At 42.9% G+C, this 19,824-nt stretch carries 21 protein-coding genes; 17 read left to right on the plus strand and 4 right to left on the minus strand.

The annotated features are described in order from the left end of the window. Positions 1–174: 174 nt before the first annotated feature. The 4 genes from CDC33_RS02290 to CDC33_RS02305 all read left to right on the plus strand — a co-directional run bounded on the left by CDC33_RS02290 (position 175) and on the right by CDC33_RS02305 (position 3,913). The gene (locus CDC33_RS02290) at positions 175–1,281 is read left to right on the plus strand and encodes a ligand-binding sensor domain-containing protein (RefSeq protein WP_109007119.1); all 1,107 of its coding nucleotides are present in this window, start codon (positions 175–177) and stop codon (positions 1,279–1,281) included. Positions 1,282–1,407: 126 nt separating this feature from the next. Further along, complete coding sequence (gene panB / locus CDC33_RS02295; RefSeq protein WP_109007120.1) at positions 1,408–2,178, plus strand: 3-methyl-2-oxobutanoate hydroxymethyltransferase; 771 nt, start codon at positions 1,408–1,410, stop codon at positions 2,176–2,178. Positions 2,179–2,309: 131 nt separating this feature from the next. Then, positions 2,310–3,101, plus strand: coding sequence for an Rpn family recombination-promoting nuclease/putative transposase (locus CDC33_RS02300; protein WP_109007121.1), 792 nt, complete (start codon positions 2,310–2,312; stop codon positions 3,099–3,101). A gap of 116 nt (positions 3,102–3,217) precedes the next feature. After that, a complete protein-coding gene (locus CDC33_RS02305) occupies positions 3,218–3,913 on the plus strand; it encodes a Uma2 family endonuclease (protein WP_109007122.1) in 696 nt (231 codons plus the stop codon). Positions 3,914–3,927: 14 nt separating this feature from the next. Here the strand turns inward: CDC33_RS02305 and CDC33_RS41110 are convergent, their stop codons facing one another. After that, positions 3,928–4,035, minus strand: coding sequence for an HNH endonuclease (locus CDC33_RS41110; protein ID WP_280524443.1), 108 nt, complete (start codon positions 4,033–4,035; stop codon positions 3,928–3,930). 49 nt (positions 4,036–4,084) lie between these two features. On the opposite strand from CDC33_RS41110, the gene trmFO reads away from it, so the two are divergent. The 3 genes from trmFO to CDC33_RS02325 all read left to right on the plus strand — a co-directional run bounded on the left by trmFO (position 4,085) and on the right by CDC33_RS02325 (position 6,594). Further along, positions 4,085–5,401, plus strand: a complete 1,317-nt coding sequence (gene trmFO, locus CDC33_RS02315; RefSeq protein WP_109007123.1) for an FADH(2)-oxidizing methylenetetrahydrofolate--tRNA-(uracil(54)-C(5))-methyltransferase TrmFO — start codon at positions 4,085–4,087, stop codon at positions 5,399–5,401. A gap of 250 nt (positions 5,402–5,651) precedes the next feature. Beyond that, positions 5,652–6,053, plus strand: coding sequence for a fasciclin domain-containing protein (locus CDC33_RS02320; protein WP_109007124.1), 402 nt, complete (start codon positions 5,652–5,654; stop codon positions 6,051–6,053). Between the two features lie 205 nt (positions 6,054–6,258). Next, positions 6,259–6,594, plus strand: a complete 336-nt coding sequence (locus CDC33_RS02325) for a hypothetical protein (RefSeq protein ID WP_109007125.1) — start codon at positions 6,259–6,261, stop codon at positions 6,592–6,594. Here the strand turns inward: CDC33_RS02325 and CDC33_RS37650 are convergent. After that, positions 6,572–6,772, minus strand: coding sequence for a hypothetical protein (locus tag CDC33_RS37650; RefSeq protein WP_146195762.1), 201 nt, complete (start codon positions 6,770–6,772; stop codon positions 6,572–6,574). The genes CDC33_RS02325 and CDC33_RS37650 overlap by 23 nt on opposite strands. 123 nt (positions 6,773–6,895) lie before the next feature. On the opposite strand from CDC33_RS37650, the gene CDC33_RS37655 reads away from it, so the two are divergent. From CDC33_RS37655 to CDC33_RS02340, 3 genes are all read left to right on the plus strand, one after another. Further along, the gene (locus CDC33_RS37655; RefSeq protein ID WP_146195763.1) at positions 6,896–7,084 is read left to right on the plus strand and encodes a hypothetical protein; all 189 of its coding nucleotides are present in this window, start codon (positions 6,896–6,898) and stop codon (positions 7,082–7,084) included. 321 nt (positions 7,085–7,405) lie between these two features. Beyond that, a complete protein-coding gene (locus CDC33_RS02335) occupies positions 7,406–8,047 on the plus strand; it encodes a DUF4232 domain-containing protein (protein WP_109007126.1) in 642 nt (213 codons plus the stop codon). 101 nt (positions 8,048–8,148) lie between these two features. Further along, a complete protein-coding gene (locus CDC33_RS02340) occupies positions 8,149–8,946 on the plus strand; it encodes a GH25 family lysozyme (protein WP_109007127.1) in 798 nt (265 codons plus the stop codon). Between the two features lie 228 nt (positions 8,947–9,174). On the opposite strand, the gene CDC33_RS02345 is transcribed toward CDC33_RS02340, so the two are convergent. After that, on the minus strand, positions 9,175–9,624 hold the full coding sequence (locus tag CDC33_RS02345) for an NUDIX hydrolase (RefSeq protein WP_109007128.1): 450 nt from the start codon (positions 9,622–9,624) through the stop codon (positions 9,175–9,177). A gap of 404 nt (positions 9,625–10,028) precedes the next feature. Next, complete coding sequence (locus tag CDC33_RS02350; protein WP_109007129.1) at positions 10,029–10,994, minus strand: RsmB/NOP family class I SAM-dependent RNA methyltransferase; 966 nt, start codon at positions 10,992–10,994, stop codon at positions 10,029–10,031. A 175-nt stretch (positions 10,995–11,169) separates the two neighbouring features. Between CDC33_RS02350 and CDC33_RS02355 the strand changes: the two genes are divergently transcribed. The 7 genes from CDC33_RS02355 to CDC33_RS02385 all read left to right on the plus strand — a co-directional run bounded on the left by CDC33_RS02355 (position 11,170) and on the right by CDC33_RS02385 (position 19,330). Beyond that, positions 11,170–12,585 carry a DUF2157 domain-containing protein gene (locus CDC33_RS02355; RefSeq protein WP_109007130.1) on the plus strand — a complete coding sequence of 472 codons (1,416 nt, stop codon included), beginning with the start codon at positions 11,170–11,172 and terminating at the stop codon, positions 12,583–12,585. 206 nt (positions 12,586–12,791) lie between these two features. Then, complete coding sequence (locus CDC33_RS02360) at positions 12,792–13,502, plus strand: GDYXXLXY domain-containing protein (protein ID WP_109007131.1); 711 nt, start codon at positions 12,792–12,794, stop codon at positions 13,500–13,502. 301 nt (positions 13,503–13,803) lie between these two features. Next, entirely contained in the window at positions 13,804–14,259 is a 456-nt protein-coding gene (locus CDC33_RS02365; protein ID WP_109007132.1) for a DUF1392 domain-containing protein, read from the plus strand. A gap of 446 nt (positions 14,260–14,705) precedes the next feature. Next, positions 14,706–15,683 carry an ABC transporter substrate-binding protein gene (locus CDC33_RS02370; RefSeq protein WP_244919109.1) on the plus strand — a complete coding sequence of 326 codons (978 nt, stop codon included), beginning with the start codon at positions 14,706–14,708 and terminating at the stop codon, positions 15,681–15,683. Between the two features lie 175 nt (positions 15,684–15,858). Continuing rightward, the gene (locus CDC33_RS02375) at positions 15,859–17,415 is read left to right on the plus strand and encodes a sugar ABC transporter ATP-binding protein (RefSeq protein WP_109007133.1); all 1,557 of its coding nucleotides are present in this window, start codon (positions 15,859–15,861) and stop codon (positions 17,413–17,415) included. Beyond that, on the plus strand, positions 17,408–18,355 hold the full coding sequence (locus tag CDC33_RS02380) for an ABC transporter permease (RefSeq protein WP_109007134.1): 948 nt from the start codon (positions 17,408–17,410) through the stop codon (positions 18,353–18,355). Before CDC33_RS02375 ends, CDC33_RS02380 begins: the two co-directional genes overlap by 8 nt. A 6-nt stretch (positions 18,356–18,361) precedes the next feature. Beyond that, complete coding sequence (locus CDC33_RS02385; protein WP_109007135.1) at positions 18,362–19,330, plus strand: ABC transporter permease; 969 nt, start codon at positions 18,362–18,364, stop codon at positions 19,328–19,330. The last annotated feature ends 494 nt before the right edge of the window (positions 19,331–19,824 follow it).

Here is a 19,824-nt window from a genome sequence, read left to right on the forward strand (position 1 = left end):
TTTACAAGGTGTCATCAATGGTGTTTTGGCATGGGGAGTGGAGTTCAAAAACTCATTAATGGAGTTCAAAGACTCATCCTCTATGCCCAATGCCCAATGCCCAATTCTCAATGTTTAAAAAATCCTGACTAGGGGAACACTGGAACTAACCCAAAGCCAGTTTAGGTAACGGCTATGGGTACTGTCTCCAAAGGAAATGTCACCGTGGTATTGTTTTGCAAGCGTACTAGTTTATTGACTACTTCTATCTTGCTGGGGTTGATAGCTTTGCCAAGTATAGGATGGGCACAAAAAACCCCTGATATTAATTCATCTGATTTAACTCCTGCTTACCCACCTTCTGCACCGCCACCGCGAGTAGAACCTTTGCCCGATGAGCGAGGAGTGCAAGAAAATTCGCCAAAAACTGATTATCGTGTCGGTAATTTACTGGGAGATATTACTGGCAATCTTTGGGTAGGTTCTTGGCGGGGACTATCGCGGATTGATCCTAAAACCGGCAAGATTATTTCTCGTGTTAGTTTACCGAATGTTGCTATTGGTGCTTTAGCCCAAGACAAAGTAGGACGTTTGTGGGTAGGAAGTTATGATGGACTGTTCCGAGTAGACCCCCGTACTAGTGAAATCACGGCGCAGAATTTATTTTTGCCTTCTAAACGGGTGTTGTCATTGTTAGTTGACAAAAGGGGTTATTTGTGGACTGGAACCGATAGCGGTTTAGCCCTAATTAGTCCCGACCAAGGCTTGATTATGACAACATTAAAAAATCTGCCTGGTGTCAGCGCCAACACCCTGACTTTAGATGCTGAAGGTCAACTGTGGGTTGGCACTCTTGATGGACTGGTGCGGATAAATACTGCTAGTGCTGCGATTATGAAGCGGATAGCCGATTTACCAGGGACGACTGTCCAAGCTTTAGCTATCAGTCCAGAAGGGTTAATTTGGGCGGGAATGCCAAATAATTTGCTAGTTATTAACCCAAAAACTGGTGCAGTGTTACGGTCTGTGACTCGCCTGCGTGGGCGTGACGTGACAGCAATACGTTTTGCTAAAGATGGTAGTGTCTGGGTTGGGACTAACAATGGTTTGTTACGATTAAATCCAAATACAGGAGCTGTGTTAGATGCAGAAGTTGCTGGACTTCCTTCTAGTCGGGTTCTTGCCCTTGCACCTGACATCGCTAATAAATTATGGATCGGCACTAGTGAAGGTCTAGCTTGGTTAATGCCTAAAACCGACAGTGCAAAACCACATATTGCTTTCAGTCGCGCCGTTAAGTAAGGATTAGGGACTGGGGACTAGGGACTGGGGACTAGGAATAGGAAATTTTATTCCTAATACCCAATACTTAATAACTAATACCTAATCCCCAATCCAAAATCCAAAATCTAAAATCTAAAATTGGCAATGGCAATTACTACCCAGCAATTAATTCAATGGAAACAACAGGGACGTTCAATTGTAGCGTTGACGGCCTGGGATTATGCGATCGCTCAACTCATCGATGCAGCTGGTGTAGACTTAATCCTTGTGGGTGATTCTATGGCAGTAGTTCTAGGGTATGAAACAACACTGCCGATAACTTTGGATGAGATGATATACCACGCCAAATCTGTGCGCCGTGGGGTTAAACGGGCATTAGTGGTAGTAGATTTACCATTCTTGACGTATCAAGAAAGTCTCCAGCAAGCGATGCACTCAGCTGGGCGGGTACTGAAGGAAACGGGCGCTCAAGCGGTAAAATTGGAAGGTGGCTATCCAGCGATCGCAGAAACTATTGCTCGTTTGGTTCAAGCTGGAATTCCGGTAATGGGTCATGTCGGTTTGACACCGCAATCAATACATCAACTCGGTTTGCGACAACAAGGGAAAACGCAAGAAGCGAGTGAGAGGATTTTACAAGAAGCGATCGCTCTGGAACAAGCAGGTGTATTTTCTCTTGTCTTAGAGCATATCCCCGCAGATTTGGCAATGCAGATTACACAAAAATTAAACATTCCGACAATCGGTATCGGTGCAGGAACTCACTGCGATGGACAAGTTTTAGTTACCTCAGATGTCCTCGGACTTACCGAAAAGCATCCACCATTTGCCAAAGTTTATACAAACTTGCGAGAAACGATTACCAAAGCCGTGCAAGATTATGCGCTGGAAGTACGCGATCGGAAATTTCCATAAGTATGGAAATTACGATCAAAAAATACAAGAAGCTGCCAAATAGCTAGTTTTCCATCTGGGATAATTTATGCAATTAGAAAGCAGCACATTATAAAATTGCTGAAGTTCAAAATTGTGCCTTAACATCCAGAGTGAAAACTGACAGCATCTTTTATCGTTTATTTCAAGAATTTCCCAGTATCTTCTTTGAACTGATTGGGAATCCTCCTGAAACTGCAAATACCTATCAATTCTCTTCAGTTGAAATCAAACAAACTGCCTTTAGAATAGATGGTGTATTTCTTCCCACTCAAGACGAAGAAAATCCCATTTATTTCGTCGAAGTTCAATTTCAACCAGATTTAGATATTTATTTACGTCTAGTTTCAGAAGTATTTCTCTATTTACGGCAAAATAAATCTAAAAATTCTTGGCGAGGAGTGGTGATTTATCCCAGAAGGAATATAGATACTGGTGAGCGACAAGATTGCCACGAATTCTTCAACAGCAGTCGTATTAGTATAATTTACTTGGATGAATTAGGCGAAGCTGCATCACTACCAATAGGTATTGCTACCCTAAAATTAGTAATTGAAAATGAAGATACAACTATTACTACCGCCAGAGAACTAATTAACCGTACTAAACAAGCGGTAAATTTGCAACTACCACAAGAACAATTACTAGAATTAATAGAGACAATCTTAGTTTATAAATTGCCTAACATAAGTCGAGAGGAGATAGAAGCGATGTTTGGGTTAAGTGAGTTGAAGCAAACACGGGTTTATCAAGAAGGCAAACAAGAAGGTCGTTTTGAGGCAAAGTTAGAAGCTGTACCTAAACTGCTAGCACTGGGTTTAAGTGTGGAACAGATATCACAGGCGTTAGATTTGGATGTTGTACAGGTTCAGCAAGCAATACAGCAAACGCCTCTAAATGAATAAATTCAGACAAGCAATGTTTGGCGACAAGTCTTTTTGCATCTAAGCATTTTAGATTAACGCGATCGCTACCTTAACTACAAATATCAGCTATAAACCCCATACTTGGAGGTGCAGCAATGGTACAACAAGTTACACCAGAAACCACCATCGAAGTCATCTACCCAGAAAGCGACGGACAGCCAATGGCGGATAATACAGAACAATTTACATGGATTGTCAAAATTAAAGAAAATTTAGAAATTCTATTTGCATCGCAAGCTGATGTATTTATTGCCGGAGATTTGTTTTGGTATCCAGTTCAAGGAAGCCCGAATATTAAACAAGCGCCGGATACGATGGTAGTCTTTGGTAGACCAAAAGGAAAACGGGGTTCCTATTTACAATGGAATGAAGATAATATCCCCCCACAGGTAGTATTTGAAATTCTATCGCCAGGTAACACCCTCAAAGAAATGACCAAAAAATTGCAGTTTTACCAGCGTTACGGCGTGGAAGAATATTATATTTATGATCCGGCTAAGAACGATTTAAATGGCTTGCTTCGTTCTGGAGATAGTTTTGAAGTTATCGAAGAGATGAATGGCTGGGTAAGTCCGCGTTTGGGAATCAGTTTTACACTGACACCGGATACCCTGGAAATTGTTTCTCCAACCGGACAAAAGTTTTTGTCACCTGTAGAAATTGACCAGTTACGCGAACAAGAACGCCAAGCAAAGGAAGCGGCTTTACAAGAATTAGAAAAAGAGCGCGATCGCTATCAAGAATTGTTGGCTAAACTCAAAGAAAAGGGAATTGACACAGATAATTTATAATTGTTGACTCCAAATCAGTTCTTTGTTTGAAAATTACATAAAACACAGGCATAGCAGAGATTATCTGGTGTTGTTGCTCCACTATGTTTTACGCTGATTATATAGTCAGCATGACTTTTTATTTAATTTTCCTTCTGTGATACTTATGATATAGGAATTAAAAATTTAACTATGGAACAACAACCGATACAAGTAATTGGAGGTGGACTAGCTGGGACTGAAGCAGCTTGGCAAATAGCCCAAGCTGGAGTGCCGGTAATTCTCCATGAAATGCGTCCAAAACGGTTCAGCCCTGCTCATCATACAGAACATTTGGCAGAATTAGTGTGTAGTAATTCCTTTGGGGCAATGGCAAGCGATCGCGCAACTGGATTATTGCACGAAGAATTACGCCAACTCGGTTCTATTGTCATCTCAAAAGCTGATGAACACGCCGTACCTGCGGGTGGGGCGCTAGCAGTAGACAGGGGACAATTTGGCCAAGACTTGACTCAAACTTTAGCCAGCCATCCTTTAATTGAATTTCGCCGGGGTGAAGTATCTGCGATTCCGGAAGGAATTGTGGTTTTGGCAACCGGGCCTTTAACGAGTCCCGACTTAGCCGAAGATTTGCGCCGCTTTACAGGGATGGAATACCTGAGCTTTTTCGATGCGGCTAGTCCGATTATTGTGGGAGAATCGATTAACCGTGACATTGCCTTTATGGCATCACGTTATGACAAAGGTGAAGCTGCTTATCTCAACTGCCCAATGAATAAGGAGCAGTACTTGCGGTTTCGAGAAGAACTTTGTAAAGCGGAACAAACAGAACTCAAGGGTTTTGAACGGGAAACGGCGAAATTTTTTGAAGCTTGTTTACCCATTGAAGAACTAGCACAGCGTGGGGAAGATACCATGCGCTACGGCCCCCTAAAGCCAGTGGGATTGTCAGATACTCGCACCGGGGAACGTCCTTATGCTGTGGTGCAGTTACGACAAGAAGATAAAGCTGGTCAACTGTGGAATATGGTAGGATTCCAAACTAACCTGCGCTGGGGTGAGCAAAAGCGAATATTTCAGTTAATTCCAGGTTTGGAAAAGGCAGAATTTGTCCGATTGGGAGTAATGCACCGCAACACTTTTATTAATGCTCCTGGGCTAATGCATCCGACTCTGCAATTTAAAGAGCGTCCAACATTGTTAGCTGCTGGACAGTTGATTGGTACTGAAGGCTACACTGCTGCGGCTGCGGGTGGCTGTCTGGCGGGAATTAATGCAGCGCGGCTAGCTTTGGGTAAAGAAGCTTTAGTTTTACCACCAACAACAATGATGGGTGCGTTATTAGAATTTATTAGTTCCGCTTCGCCGAAGCATTTTCAACCAATGCCGCCCAACTTCGGGATTTTTCCCGAACTGGGTGCGAAAATCAAGAGTAAGCAGGAGCGTTATGGACGTTACCGCGATCGCTCTTTAACCGATCTAGCAAACTGGAAAGTTAATCATAACTAATGGGAATTGAGCATGGAGCATTGGAAAGAGGACTTGGGGACTCTTGAGAATTGGGGACAAGGGGAAACACTTGTTGCAAGTTCTGATTTAAGTCCCCTTGTCCCCTTGTCCCCTTGTCTCCCCTGCTCCCTGCTCCCCCGCCTCTTTTTTAATGCCTAATTTTAAATTTATTTTGTTTAATAAAACTTCAAATAGGTTTATTATCCTTTAAAATCTTTTGCAGAGATTTAGGGAGATTTAGGTAAGATATATGGCTGATATTGTTGATATTGCAGTTACGGCTGAGTCTTTTAAAACACTAGTGGCAGCTGTACAAGCTGCTGGTTTAGTAGAAACATTAAAAAGTCCTGGTCCGTTCACTGTTTTTGCACCAAATGACGATGCTTTTGCCAAGTTACCGCCGGGAACTATCCAAACTTTGTTACAGAATATTCCCCAGTTAACGCGGATATTAAAGTATCATGTCGTTTCAGGAAAGCTCCTAAAGGCTGATTTAGCAGAACTCGGTACGGTTAATTCTGTAGAAGGTTCACCGATTAAAATTAGTTCTTTTGATGGTTTTGAAGTTAAAAATGCCACAGTTTTAGCAGCAGATATCGAAGCTGATAATGGTGTGATACATGTTATCGATACGGTGATTTTACCGGGTTAATTCCGCTAGGGTGGGTATTTTCCACCCTACTTATCCAAAATCTTTATAATTAACTAACTATTGGGAGTATCAAAACGCAACTCTGTAGTTGAAATCATGTTATATTTGCAATGTGATTACTCACTCATATATTAAAGTTAATTTCGTTATTTTAAAATACAATAAATTAAATTCTTAAAACGCTAACATCTATCCCAAGAAATTAATGCTCGATTTAAACACCTTAGCTGAGTTCTCTCGTGGCAATTGCGTTAGTATTTGTGCATTTCTCGTACCAGCGAACTTACTTGTCACAATTTTAACGATGAGCCTGGTAGCCTTACGTCGCCCATCGTATCAAGTGTGGCAATCTGCGGGAATTGCTAGCTTTTTCGCTTCTGTAATGATACTGCACGTATATACTTGGTTCCAGATTGGCGTGGTGATGGCTCCTACTTATATCTTGCTGTGGCTAGCAATCACCTGTTTAGTAACTAATTTGGCAGCAATTCTTTTTCAAAGACGCTACAGTAATAACCCTAGTCTTTCCAACAATGCCTGAAATCTACACATAGTAGCGATCGCACCAATTGTTCTACCCAATATCCTTCAGCACCGTTCGGTATAGTAATTGTTCCTTTATAACTTTCTAAGGCAACTTGCACAACTAACTGACAAAGCTTTTGCGTAAGAAACGGCAGTCTGCTTAGATCAAGACTGGCAAGACGTATCTCACGCAAATAAAGATAATCCTGTTAATAGCTCTACATTCGATAATTTAGCCTATGTCATCTACACTTCAGGCTCAACAGGTCAACCCCCGGATTTCTCATTTGTGAGAAATTGGGGTTAAGAGTGACGGGATGAGGGGGCTAGCACTGCAATCGTTAAACTACTGGGACAAATATAATTGTCATAATCAATCCCTGTGGTTAGGGATTAATTATAGCGATCGCTTATACGGAACTGCGATCGCTTCTCTACTGGATAAAATTTCCAAGATCACTATCCTGTTAGACCACAGTTATCACCAATTTGTTTTATTCGGTTGATGGTTAGAAGGCTTGCTGCACCTTCTTAGATGTCAAATGGGTTCTATAAAGAATTTTTAAGAAATTAACATTCTTCAGAAAAGGAAGACGTAATCCTGAAGTAATCCTCACAAGTTCAAAATCAGAGATTTTGTAGTTTCCAGACACCAAGCGTGTTAGTAGAGAATTATGACCTCAGGAATGATGATCAAAGCTTATTCAGAACCATACCCATGAAAGGAAAAAAGATGCTGTATACACAGCAATCCTAACCCTTGTGAATTTGGAAACTTACACTGTATATAAAGCATCAGTCTAAGTAGTTCACTACAAAAAACAGATATGCGAATTTCAATTGTGGAAAGCAGTATGTTATTGCTCCTAACTGCGGTGACAAGTGGATGTGTCGGTTCTTCCTCTGTTACAAACCAGCCGCAAGCCTTGCCAGCAAGTACTGAGCAAGCAACGAAGGCAACTGTGTTAACCTCAACACCTACACCCACTAGAAAAACTACAGACAATTCTACCCCTCAAGCCACTAGTGCTACAAATCCAACGCGCTGTGAAACTAGCCAATTGTCAGTGCGCCGAGTTTCTGAAGATGCTGGCGTTGGGAATGTTGCACTGACTTACGCCTTCACCAATAACGCCTCATCGCCTTGCACCCTCTACGGTTATCCAGGATTGGCATTATTGGATAAAAAAGACCAGCCTTTGAAGGGGGTTAAAATTCTTCGCTCTGAGGGCACTTACTTTTCGAGTAAGCAACCTCAACAACAAGTAACTCTAGCTCCTGGAAAACAAGCCTCATTTCAGATAGCATATAACCACATTCGTTCCACAGAGGAACAATGCCCAATGTCTAGTAAGATTGAAATCACACCTCCTAATGCTTACGAGCACTTTACCCTCACAGAACAAATCAATCCTTGTACAGGTAAAGTCAGAGTGACTCCAGTACGGTCTGTTGACACTCAACCCTAGTAAATTTCTGTAATTTACTCAAATACCCAAGAAAAGCATAAATTTAATCAAAGCCTCTGATAAGTTCACTATTGTACTAATCAAAAAGGTTAAAAAATTCTATGGAAGGAATTGATGTTTTTGATAAAGACGGCAGAGTAGATTGGACGGCAGTAAAAAACTCTGGTAAAACCTTTGCATTTGTCAAAGCCACAGAAGGAGTTACCATTAAAGATTCTGCTTTTGCTCATCATTGGCAGACTATGAAAACTGTTGGTATTATTCGGGGTGCTTATCATTTCCTTCATTCCCGTACATCAGACCCGGTTGACCAAGCGAAGGAATTCTTAAAAACCGTGGGAAAATTAGAACCAGGAGACTTACCACCAGTTTTGGATGTAGAGGCAATTGACAAAGGAGGAAATAAACAAGAAGTAATTGATGCAGCCAAACAGTGGTTAGCAGAGGTGGAAAAAGCTCTTTTACAACAAACACAAAAACCAATTAAACCGATTATTTATACTTACCCCAATTTCTGGGAAGAAGACCTTGACAACCCATCTGATTTTGCTAGTTATCCCTTATGGATTGCCCATTACAATGTTAAAGTTCCACATATTCCTAGTGCTTGGCAGGGGCAATACTTAATCCATCAATATGATGATGATGTACCTGGTGTAGCTGGTGTTAGTGGTCGAGCTGATTTAAATAGATTTAATCCCTTACAGCTAGAAGATTCTGGGCTGAGAGTAAAACAATTACAACAGCAATTAAAAGATATTGGATTGTATACTGATGCCATTGATGGGCATTTTTCTGAGTCAGTTAAGGATGCAATTGTTAGTTTCCAAACATCTAAAGGATTGCAAGCTGATGGAATTGTTGGTATCAAAACTTGGGTAGCTTTATTGTGGATTTAAAACGACACTCAATAAATATATCCATAGTACTATCAAATAAATAAACCTTGCTATAGCAATCCTAAATAAGTTGTGAAAATAGAGAGACTCAGATCCCCGACTTCTCAAATAAGTCGGGGATCTGATTTTTCACGAATGATTTAGGACTGCTATATGAGTGATGAATCTTCACTACAAAGTAGGATTTTATTGTATGTTTAATTATACATATTTAATTAATGTATTTTACTATACTTGAGTAAAATCTCGAAATGCACAAAAGTGAGATTCGACCTGGAAAAAACCTTTAAGGATTCGTTTGAGTGAATTAAACTTAACCCGCCTGATAGCTTTAGTAACTTCTACCCACTGCCGTTTTCTTTTACTTGCTTCTGGATAATCTTCACTTAGCATCTCAACTGGTAACAAATACATCTTAACTCGGTAAATTTTTCCTCCTTTACGGTACTTATAACTACCGAGTTCATTGGTGTCTACTTGTCCAATTACCCCTGCTTCTTCCCACGCCTCTTTGGCTGCTGAAGCGGGTGGACTCATGCCGTTAGGAATATCTCCTTTCGGAATTACCCAGTGTTGAAAGTTACGGGTTGTGATTAGCAAGATTTCGACTTTGCCATTGTTTACTCTATAAGGAATAACCCCAGACTGTTTAAAGACTTTGCTGATTTTTCGACTCATGTAATTTGCATCCTTTACGGTCTAGCTTTTTTGTACAATGTTTATTTCAAAAAGTCGAGAGCTGATACCGGATAAATTTTAGTTAACTTAAGGTTATAAAAAGGTTAAAAAACATTTTTAACTATAAAATTTAATTATTGAAAGTTATTGATTGTTGAAGTAGCACCGCACAACCGCAAGGCGGAAGTCAAAAGTCACGCATAATTGTATTCCAAACTTTTGTGCCATTGAAATAGTATGCTTATTTCTGTTGTGCTGTACTAGGTTTGTAACCTTATAAATATAAAATCAATTGTTGTAAAAAGTGTACTTCTGATGACTGATTGACAAATGTAGCATTATTCAAAACATTAGATATTATGTAAGTCTTAATGCCAAAATATCTGCCATCAATTTAACTAACTTTACTTTTTCAGATTTTGGTAGATATACAACGAGGAGATTGTATTTAAATCTACTTCATTACCTTCACTTTCATGCTCGTTAGTATTTTTAAACAGTATTGTAAATGCGCCAGCACCTAACATATCTTGAGGAAAGATCCGATAACAAGGCATTTTAGTTAAATGCGACTGATATTTGGCTAAATTACTAATTTCTACTGCCTGGAACTGGGGAAAGCGTTCCAAAAACCATTCACAAACTTGCTCATTTTCTTCAGGCGAATATGTGCAGGTCATATAAGCAAGATAGCCTTGTGGTGAAACAAGTTTAGCAGAGTTAGCTATAATACGTTTTTGTCGATTTGCGCTCTTATTAATAGCAGTTGGGTGAAAACATCCAGGAGCTTTTTCACCTTTAGCAAGTAAAGATTGTCCAGTACAAGGAGCATCTACTATTACTAGATTGCTAGAATCAGGAAACATTTCGGCAAATATACTCGAATCTCTATTAACTACTGCACTAGGGCTAATCTGGCAACGCTTCAAATTAGAAATTAGCATTCCCAGGCGTTTACCAATTACTTCATTACTAATGAGTAAGTCAGGTTGTAAAGCTTTCCAAGCGAAGATACTTTTACCTCCTGGTGCGGCACACATATCAAAAACTAAACTTATTGGCACAGGAATAGCTAACAAAGTAGTCGCTGCAAACACCGAAGAAAAATCTAAACAATAGAAATATCCTTGTTGATGCAAGAGATGCTGACCGGGTTTTTCTCCCAAAGATAAACGGTCTATAAATTCTGGTTGCCAATAGGTTGGTGTTTCCACCGCGAAAAACGAAACCTCTGGCTTTTCTTTACACCAAAGAATACTAGGTGAAAATGGCTGAGGATTCATTAAAGCCTCAATAAATTTTTCTTGATCATCTAGATTAGTGAACAAACGCCGCGAGACTTTAAGTAATAAATTAGAAGGTTTTTCCATGTGGATTATTAATTACGAATTAGGAATTACGAATTATGAATTAGCTTGTATCAAAATCAAAATAAAACTGTTACACAAGAACAATGTAATTAAGGCTTTTGGCTTCATACTCAAAATATAATGACCGCCATTGGGAACGCAATGGCCAAGCTACCCCACTGCACCGGAGAAGGTCATGTTCTTAGATAGTTTTCCGCAAAAATTACGCAAAGAAGCACAATTATGGAGGGATGAAGGATTAATTAGTTCTTCGCTCTATGAGCAAATAGCAGAACGTTATCAATTTAAAAACCTGGAAGCTGCTACACGCGATCGCAATAAAGCGATCGCAATTGCTATAGGTGGCATCCTTTTATGCTTAGGCATAATTACCTTTGTAGCAGGAAACTGGCAGGGAGGATCGCGAGAAGTCAAGTTTATTGTACTGATCAGTTTGTTTTTTGCGATCGCAATCACTGGATTTTACAATTGGATAACACCTGAAGGAAAGAAGCCACAAAAAAGCAAACGCTTACTGGGAGAGGGGTTGCTCATTTTAAGCGCCTTAATTTTCGGTGCAAATTTACTGCTGATGGCCCAGATGTTCAATATTGCTGGTTCAGCTTCCCAACTGTTTCTCGCCTGGGGGTTGGGTGTTGTGGTAATGGCCTTCAGTTTGTGCTTAAATTCTTTAGGAATTCTGTCAATTATCCTCGTGGAAATCGGCTATTGGACAGGATTAGAAGACTTGTGGTACGCTTCAGGTGATCCAACTTGGTCGCGTCTAGTGGTGCAGCACATGCCTTTGTTGGCATGGCTGGTGTTTGTACCCTTAGCCTACTTCTGTCGCTCGCGTTGGATTTTTGGTTTAGCAGCCTTTGTCTTTGCTAGTTCCTTACAAGCCAACCTTAATCCTCTGCCACTGCTGAATTATGCTGATATAGCCCCTTGGGTGGCATCTTTTGCTTTTGCACTCCCACCTGCATTATTCTGGAGTTATGATGACTTGCTGTTTCCAAGCATAAATTACAGGTTGTTTCAATCTCTGGCCCGTAATTTAGCCTTGGTAAGCTTCGGCATTGTCTTTTATATCTTGTCTTTTCGTTGGGTCTGGGAATCTCCAAATTATAGTTATAATCAGCCTACGAATGTGACAAACTTATTCGCGTCTCTGCCGATTATCGATTTGGGGATTCTCAGTGGCTTGGCAGTATTGCAATGGTTGTTTCTACTGCGTCAAAGAAATAACCCACCGCGCCGCGAAGTGATTTTCACTACTGCTGTCATTACTACCTTTCTTGCCTTTATTACCGTAGTACCTTTTTGGCATCAAACTATCAGCCGGATTGATGAACTTGGTGTTTTTATTTTCAATGTACTTCTAGCAACATTAGCCTGGGGACTAATTCAAGAAGGATTGAAATTAAACAACAGAAGTTCCTTTTGGGGTGGTATGTTGTTAGTAACACTGCAAATTATCAGTCGCGTGCAAGAGTACGATACCGATTTACTTTTCAAGTCTCTGGTCTTTGTTTTGTGCGGTTCTGCTTTAATTAGCGCTGGACTCTGGTTTGAACGTCGCTTACCTGGTGGTAGTGCAAGTAAGAAGTAGTGCAAAGGATCAAAGAATTCAGGAGTCAGAATTCAGAAGTCAGGAAAAGACCAACCATAAAGATGATTTTGTCTTGCATTCCTAACTCCTAACTCCTAACTTATTCTGAAATCTCTGTGCGTTAAAGTTTTTAAAGTTTCTCTGCGTCAGTCCTAAGCTCGTTACTTTTGACCTCCTCAATCCCTCTGCTTTTTAGGACTACGCTCATGACTAATAGTTCTTCTGAATCTAAAAATAAAACCTTATCTCCCGAAGCCGAATTTTCTAGTAAGGTAACTTTTCGGGATTACTTGATTGCTAGTGAACAAAAATCGAATAAGCCTTTGCCTTTTTGGCGGTTACTAGCTCCCCTGGCGCTGCAAACAGGGCTGATTATGGCAGTACCAGCCCAAGCAGTTTATACAGATGTGACAGGTAAGACGGTGATTTTACAAACCGTACCTGTAAATCCTAACAATCTGCTAGAAGGTAACACCTTAGACTTAGATTACAATATATCCCGCACTGCAAATTTGAGCAGATTACCTGGTTGGCAAACATTAGTCAGCAAAGGTCGTGGAAGTGGTAGAAGATTGCCTGAAGGAACCAACATTTACGTGACTTTGCAAGAGCAACTATCCACTGGTCGCGGTGTTCCTAGAGCTTGGAGACCGTTACGAGTAAGTAGCGATCGCCCCACAACTCTAAGAGCCAACCAAGTAGCCTTAAAAGGTGTTTATCAAGATGGTTCTGTTAACTACGGCTTAGAAACATATTACATTCCAGAAAACCAACGGCAACAAATTAGGAACGACTTACAAGCCCAACGCGCCCGTAGAGGACAAGTACCGCCCATTGTGGTCAAGGCGAAAGTTGATCCACAGGGCAAGGCAGTGCCAGTTAGTATGTGGGTGCGCGATCGCAACTATCGCTTTTAAGCTGTTAGGCAAATAAACATTGCATATTTACACGCAAGGTTTGTCTCCAAAGTTCTGAGCATCGGCTTCCGGCGCTCAGGCTTCTTTGTTTGTCGATGACCTTTATTGGAAAGTAGCGCAAACTCGTACCCTTCTTGAGAACCCGGAGGTAAGACTTGCCGTTAGATATCATATTACCTCATCTACCTGCCCCTGCCTCCCTAGAGTAGCTCACCAAGATGTTGCTGTGACTGGATTTTGAAATTACATCCGGATTATACAAATGCAAAGTAGTTTATGTATAAAAAAGAGATTACTTTGCATGATTAATCAAATTGTCGCTTTAGAATCTTGTTGGCATAGTTCTGTACCTTGGGGAAAAGACATGCCACCATTGGCAGTTCAAATCCTGGAAAAAGTTTTTTTATCAAACTCTGATATATCAGGCTACTGTTGTGGTGTCCAATGGGAGAGACAGGAATGGATTTATGCCATAGTCTGCTGTCGTGAAATACTCTATTTGTCTCAAAAAGAATTTTCTGGAACAAACTTAGTGGAAAAAGCCCCAGTTGCTACACCAGCTTTTCAATTGGGGGATATGGTGGAAGTTGATTTTAGTGAAGAACCATCACGTCGGACTATTCAAGGGATTTTTAGCCTGAAAAACAATTGGCTTTATGCAGTAGAATGGCGTTCCCCAATTTTGGAAGAAATGGCATCGGCTCAAAGTAGAATTATCTGGCTTGCGGATGTGGATTTAGTAAAAGTGAATGCATGACTATGTTTTTGGATTTGTACCAAAAAGTTACTGCGTTCATCCGAGTCTGCGCTTAATCGTTTAGGTTGATTTCCTATTACTGAGATTGAACCTGAATAGTGAGTCAACCAAATCCCAAATCCAATATTGCTTTCCAAAGATTGCATCATCGCTAATGTTCAACTTTCCGCATTTACAGTATTTGCACTGTGGTATAAAGATTTACTATTGGATAATCTAATGCTTAGAGGCATAAGATATGTATACATTTTTATACTCTACTGAGTCTAATAAATTCAGTAGAGTATTTTTATAGGAATCCGATGTCTGCTCCTTGGCCATCGCCGCAGTATTAACATGTTCGACGCTAACATGAGCAGATGGTAGACAAGATGAATCAGAAGATGGATCTAAGTATAATTAGCGATCGCACACGAGAAATAGAATATCTGATAGGGTTATGAAAAATGAAACCTGTCCGAGTCTATATGTCAAAGTTTCTGGTAGTTAGCGCCTACGCTGTGATTATTATTGCGGCTTTCTCACAGTCTGGCTGTGTGCGCGAGAAAACAAAAAAAATTGTCGGATTTTCGCAAACAGAGAACATTGGCCCGTGGCGCATTGCCGAAACGAACAGCATCAAAGAGGAAGCTGCCAAGCGTAAGAAAACTTACGATTTCCTGATGACAGATGCTCAGGGGCAGACATCGAAGCAATTTTCCGACATTGAAGATTTGATCGCCCGACAAGTCGATGCCATATTTCTTGCGCCACGCGAATATGAGGGTCTTACACCTGCTCTCGAAGCAGCAAGAGCGGCAAAAATACCAGTGTTTCTCATCGACCGTGAAGCTGCGGGAAGACCAGGCAAGGATTTCGTCAGCTTTCTCGGTTCGGATTTTATTGTCCAAGGCCGCCGCGTTGGCAAATGGCTGGCTCAAGCTACTAATGGCAAGGCGTCTATTGTGGAACTCACCGGAACAGCAGGATCATCGGTCGCAATTGATCGGGCAAAGGGGTTTCGCGATGCGATCGCCAGTTATCCCAATATGAAGATCATTGCCACCCAGACGGCGGATTTTTCGCGGGCTGCGGCAGTGCGTGTAATGGAAAACATTATCCAGGCTAAGGGTTCTGATATCACCGCAGTTTATGCTCACAATGACGAAATGGCATTGGGTGCCATCCAGGCTCTCAAGTCAGCAGGTATGAAGCCTGGCAAGGATGTGATCGTCGGTTCAATCGATGGTCAGAAAGCCGCACTTGAAGCGATTATTCGCGGCGAACTTGGCGTGAGTGTCGAGTCGAACCCGCGTTTTGGGCCACTTGTTTTCGCTACGATGGAGAAGTATTTTGCCGGCACAAAGATTCCGCCTAGAATCATTCTTGAAGACAGACTCTTCGACGTAACAAACGCCAAAGATTTTGTGCATGAAGCATACTAATACCGCAAAGCGGAAGTCAAAAGTCAAAAGTCAAAATAATCATATTTATTCCGAGCTTCTTGCACCATATAAATAAAGAAAAGATAGCCAGGAAATATCCAGGAAATATATTGAACCTGGACGATGAATAAAGAAGATGACTATGGGGTATCAGGACAAAAACTAGGTAAAGCCGATGACTCAGGCGACTCCAATTGTTTTGTGCATGAGGGACATAAAAAAAAGTTTTTCCGGGGTGTCGGCACTCCGGGGCGTAGATTTTGAGCTAAAGGCGGGCGAGATCCATGCACTGGTCGGAGAGAACGGTGCTGGCAAATCGACACTCATTAAGATCATGACGGGGGCCTATCGACGAGATTCGGGTGTTATGGATTATGGCGATCCTGTTACATTCCAAAACCCGACCGAAGCGCAGGCGGTAGGCATCGTAGCTGTCTACCAGGAGATTCAGCTTGTGGGTTTCCGAACCGTTGCTGAAAATATTTTTCTTGGCAGAGAGCCGCATCGCTTTGGGATTATTGACAGACGGCGGATGAATACCGAAGCATCCGAAATATTGAAGCGCCTGGGGTTGGATATCGAACCGCGATCGGTGGTTGATTCGCTTAATATTGCCCATCGCCAAATGGTGGCGATCGCACGCGCCATATCCTTTGGGGCGCGGGTGCTGATCCTCGATGAACCCACGAGTTCGCTTACCGAAACTGAAGTCTCTGTTCTTTTTAACGTCATGCGACGGCTAAAGTCGGAAGGAACATCCATCGTTTACGTCAGCCACCGTTTTGAAGAACTTTACGCCGTGTGCGATCGCGTCACAGTTCTGCGTGATGGGCGCAACATCATAACGCGATCGCTAGCAACGCTCAATCGCCTCGAACTCGTTTGTTCTATGCTGGGTCGCCAGCCAGAAGAGGTGAGCAAAGGAGTCACGGCGTTTGCAGGGCGATCGCAAAATGCGGTAGATCGGCCAGTGCTGCTCCAAGCGGAAGCTCTCAAATATAAAAAACGGCTCGATGGTGTCTCAATTGAAATGCGACATGGCGAAATCGTTGGGCTTGCGGGTTTGCTCGGCTCTGGCCGAAGTGAAACAGTGCGTACTCTGTTCGGGGCCGAACCACTTGAAGGTGGAACTGTAAAACTCGAAGGGAATCTTCTATCCCTGCGCGATCCTCATGATGCGATCGATGCTGGCATAGCTTTTCTTTCAGAGGATCGCAAGGCGGACGGCATCATCCCTGAGCTTTCGGTGCGAGAAAACCTCACCCTCGCTGCCCTACCGAACCTTACGCAATGGGGCATCGTTTCTAGAAAACGACAGAATGAACTTGTTGACCGTTTTATGCAGCGCCTTGGAATTAAGGCGACTAGCGCCGAACAGAAGATCCACGAACTATCAGGCGGCAATCAGCAGAAGGTTCTTCTGGCGCGATGGCTGTGCAAGAATACAAAACTTCTTCTCCTCGACGAACCGACTCGCGGTATTGACGTTGGGGCAAAAGGCGAGATCCAGCGCCTGATCGCCGAATTAGCAGAGCAAGGGCTGGGGGTTGTGATGATTTCTTCGGAAGTGGAAGAGCTAGTTGAAGGTTCGCAACGTGTCATCGTCCTCCGTGACGGGCGGTCAATCGCGGAACTCAGTGGCGAGCAGAAGAACATAAAGGCAATTCTGCACGTAATGGCGGAAGGTGCAGATCGTCAGGAAGCCGTGAAGAGCAGCACAGATAATGAATAGCAAGAAGCCTTACCTGAGTTGGAAAAACCTGTGGAACCCAGACTTTGGCGCACCTGCGGCACTGCTAATTCTGTATGTTGCGAACGCCGTTTTCACTCCGCGTTTCGCTACAGTTAGCAACACCTTAAACATGTTGCTCCAAGTATCCACGACCATGTTTATTGCTGTTGGCATGACATTTGTCATTGCCTCGCGTGGCATCGATCTGACCGTCGGCTCTACTATGGCATTGGTTTCAGTTGTTGTGGCATTGCTTATTAAGTATGGAATTACTGTTGCCATTTTGTTCGCCTTGTGCTGTGCCCTGTTAGTTGGTCTGATCAATGGCTTTCTCATATCACGTCTGAAACTTGACCCCCTAATCACTACCTTGGCGGCTCTGATTTTATGGCGTGGCGTCGCTCAGGTGATTGGGGACGGTCAGCTCGTTCCCTTCACCAATCCCACGTTTGAAGCACTCGGAAAGGGCTATCTTGGTTTTATACCAATTCAGGTTGTAATTGCGGCAATCGTCATTGCAGGAGCCTTCTTCTGTATCCGCTCTACGCTTTTTGGGCGTCAGATTGTTGCAGTCGGCGGCAACGAGAAGGCCGCAAGGCTTGCGGGCATCCGTGCGGAACGCGTGAAATACATTGTCTATATAATTAGCGCCCTACTTGCGGGACTGGCCGGACTCGTCGAGACGGCGAGGCTTGGTTTAGGCGATCCTAGCAAGGTAGGTGTCAACGCGGAATTCGAGGCGATCGCAGCCGTTGTTGTTGGCGGTACGCCCTTCTCCGGTGGCCGCGCCAATGTACTCGGAACTGTTGTCGGAGCCTTGATTATGCAGGTAATTTCCACAAGTTTCAACATGCTCCTAATTCCCTTCACCTGGTCATTAGTTTTAAAATCCGTAATCATTCTTTTCGCTATTTTTTTACAGCGCCCGAAGGAGGTTTAACGCGTCATGGCTGCTACAAAATCTCTTGCCCTTGCTGGGAAGCGTCTCGCCAGACTCCTCACCTCGCAGGGCGTGCTGCTCATGCTCCTTAGTTTGGCTGTTTTCGCATCGTTTCGTTATGAAACCTTCCTAACACCTCTTAATCTGATGAACATCATGCGACAGAACAGTATGCTGGCGATCGTGGCACTAGGCATGACTGTTGTGATCCTGAGTGGAGGAATCGATCTTTCCGTGGGTTCCCTCGTTGCTCTAGGTGGTGTCATCGCGGCATTACTTGCTGGACAAGGAAGCTTCGTAGCAATTGTTAGCGGCATTGCCAGCACTACCTTGCTCGGTGTAGTAAACGGTCTTCTCGTGTCTCGCGCCAGGCTCCAGCCGTTCGTTGTTACGTTATTCACCGCAAGCGCGGCACGGGGGCTAGCGTTGAGCATCACCGAAGAGAGGTCGATTGCCGTCCCATCGACAGCATCAGGACTTGTTTGGCTGGGTAGAGGGTTTATTGGTTTCGTTCCTGTCCCTGTGATTATAGTTGCGCTCTTATATTTTGCAGCTTGGTTTATGCTGCATAGAAGCCGATTAGGGTTGCATGTGTTCGCTATCGGCGACAACGAGGAAGCCTCTCGGTTGATGGGCGTAAACCCAAACCAAGTGAAGCTTGCAGTCTACACATTTAGCGGTATGCTTTCAGGACTTGCTGGTGTCGTTCTCGCGGGTCGTCTAGGGGCGGGTCAACCTGTAGCTGCCTTTGGCTGGGAAACGGATGCGATCGCCGCAACCGTCATGGGAGGAACATTTCTTGCAGGGGGTCAGGGAAGCGTGTTTCCGACGCTTATAGGTGTCCTTCTCTTAGGAATGATGTACAACCTTCTGAATCTCGAAGGGACTATTACTCCGTGGTGGCAGCTTGTGCTTCGAGGCGGCTTTCTACTTATGGTCGTGATATTTCAACAGCGCATCGCCCAGAGGGAATAATACCAATTCAATTAATGATTTTAAACACATCTTTGGGTCAAAGACGCGATGAATCGCGTCTCTACAGATGGTCTATTTGTCGCATTCTTTTTTCAAATTGGTGTTTCGCGCAGCCTGCAAGAACTTCCGTCTTCCCTGTAAGAGCTTCCGCTTTCACGTTTGAGTGTTTCGCGCAGCCTGCAAGAGCTTCCGTCTTCCCTGTAAGAACTTCCGCCTTCACGTTTGAGTGTTTCGCGCAGCCTGCAAGAGCTTCCGTCTTCCCTGTAAGAACTTCCGCCTTCACGTTTGAGTATTTCGCGCAGCCTGCAAGAGCTTCCGTCTTCACGTTAGCAAAAACATACTTGCGTTACACCTATTTTCACGTATATAAAATATACTTTTGCAGTACAGCAATACTGTGTGCTGACAATAAATGTGGTTCAAAGATGTAAAAACTACTGTTAGTCATTTAAGTTTCTAGGACTTACGCACACTCTACGAATTCTCGGCGCTCT

Source organism: Nostoc commune NIES-4072 (assembly GCF_003113895.1).
GTDB lineage: Bacteria > Cyanobacteriota > Cyanobacteriia > Cyanobacteriales > Nostocaceae > Nostoc > Nostoc commune.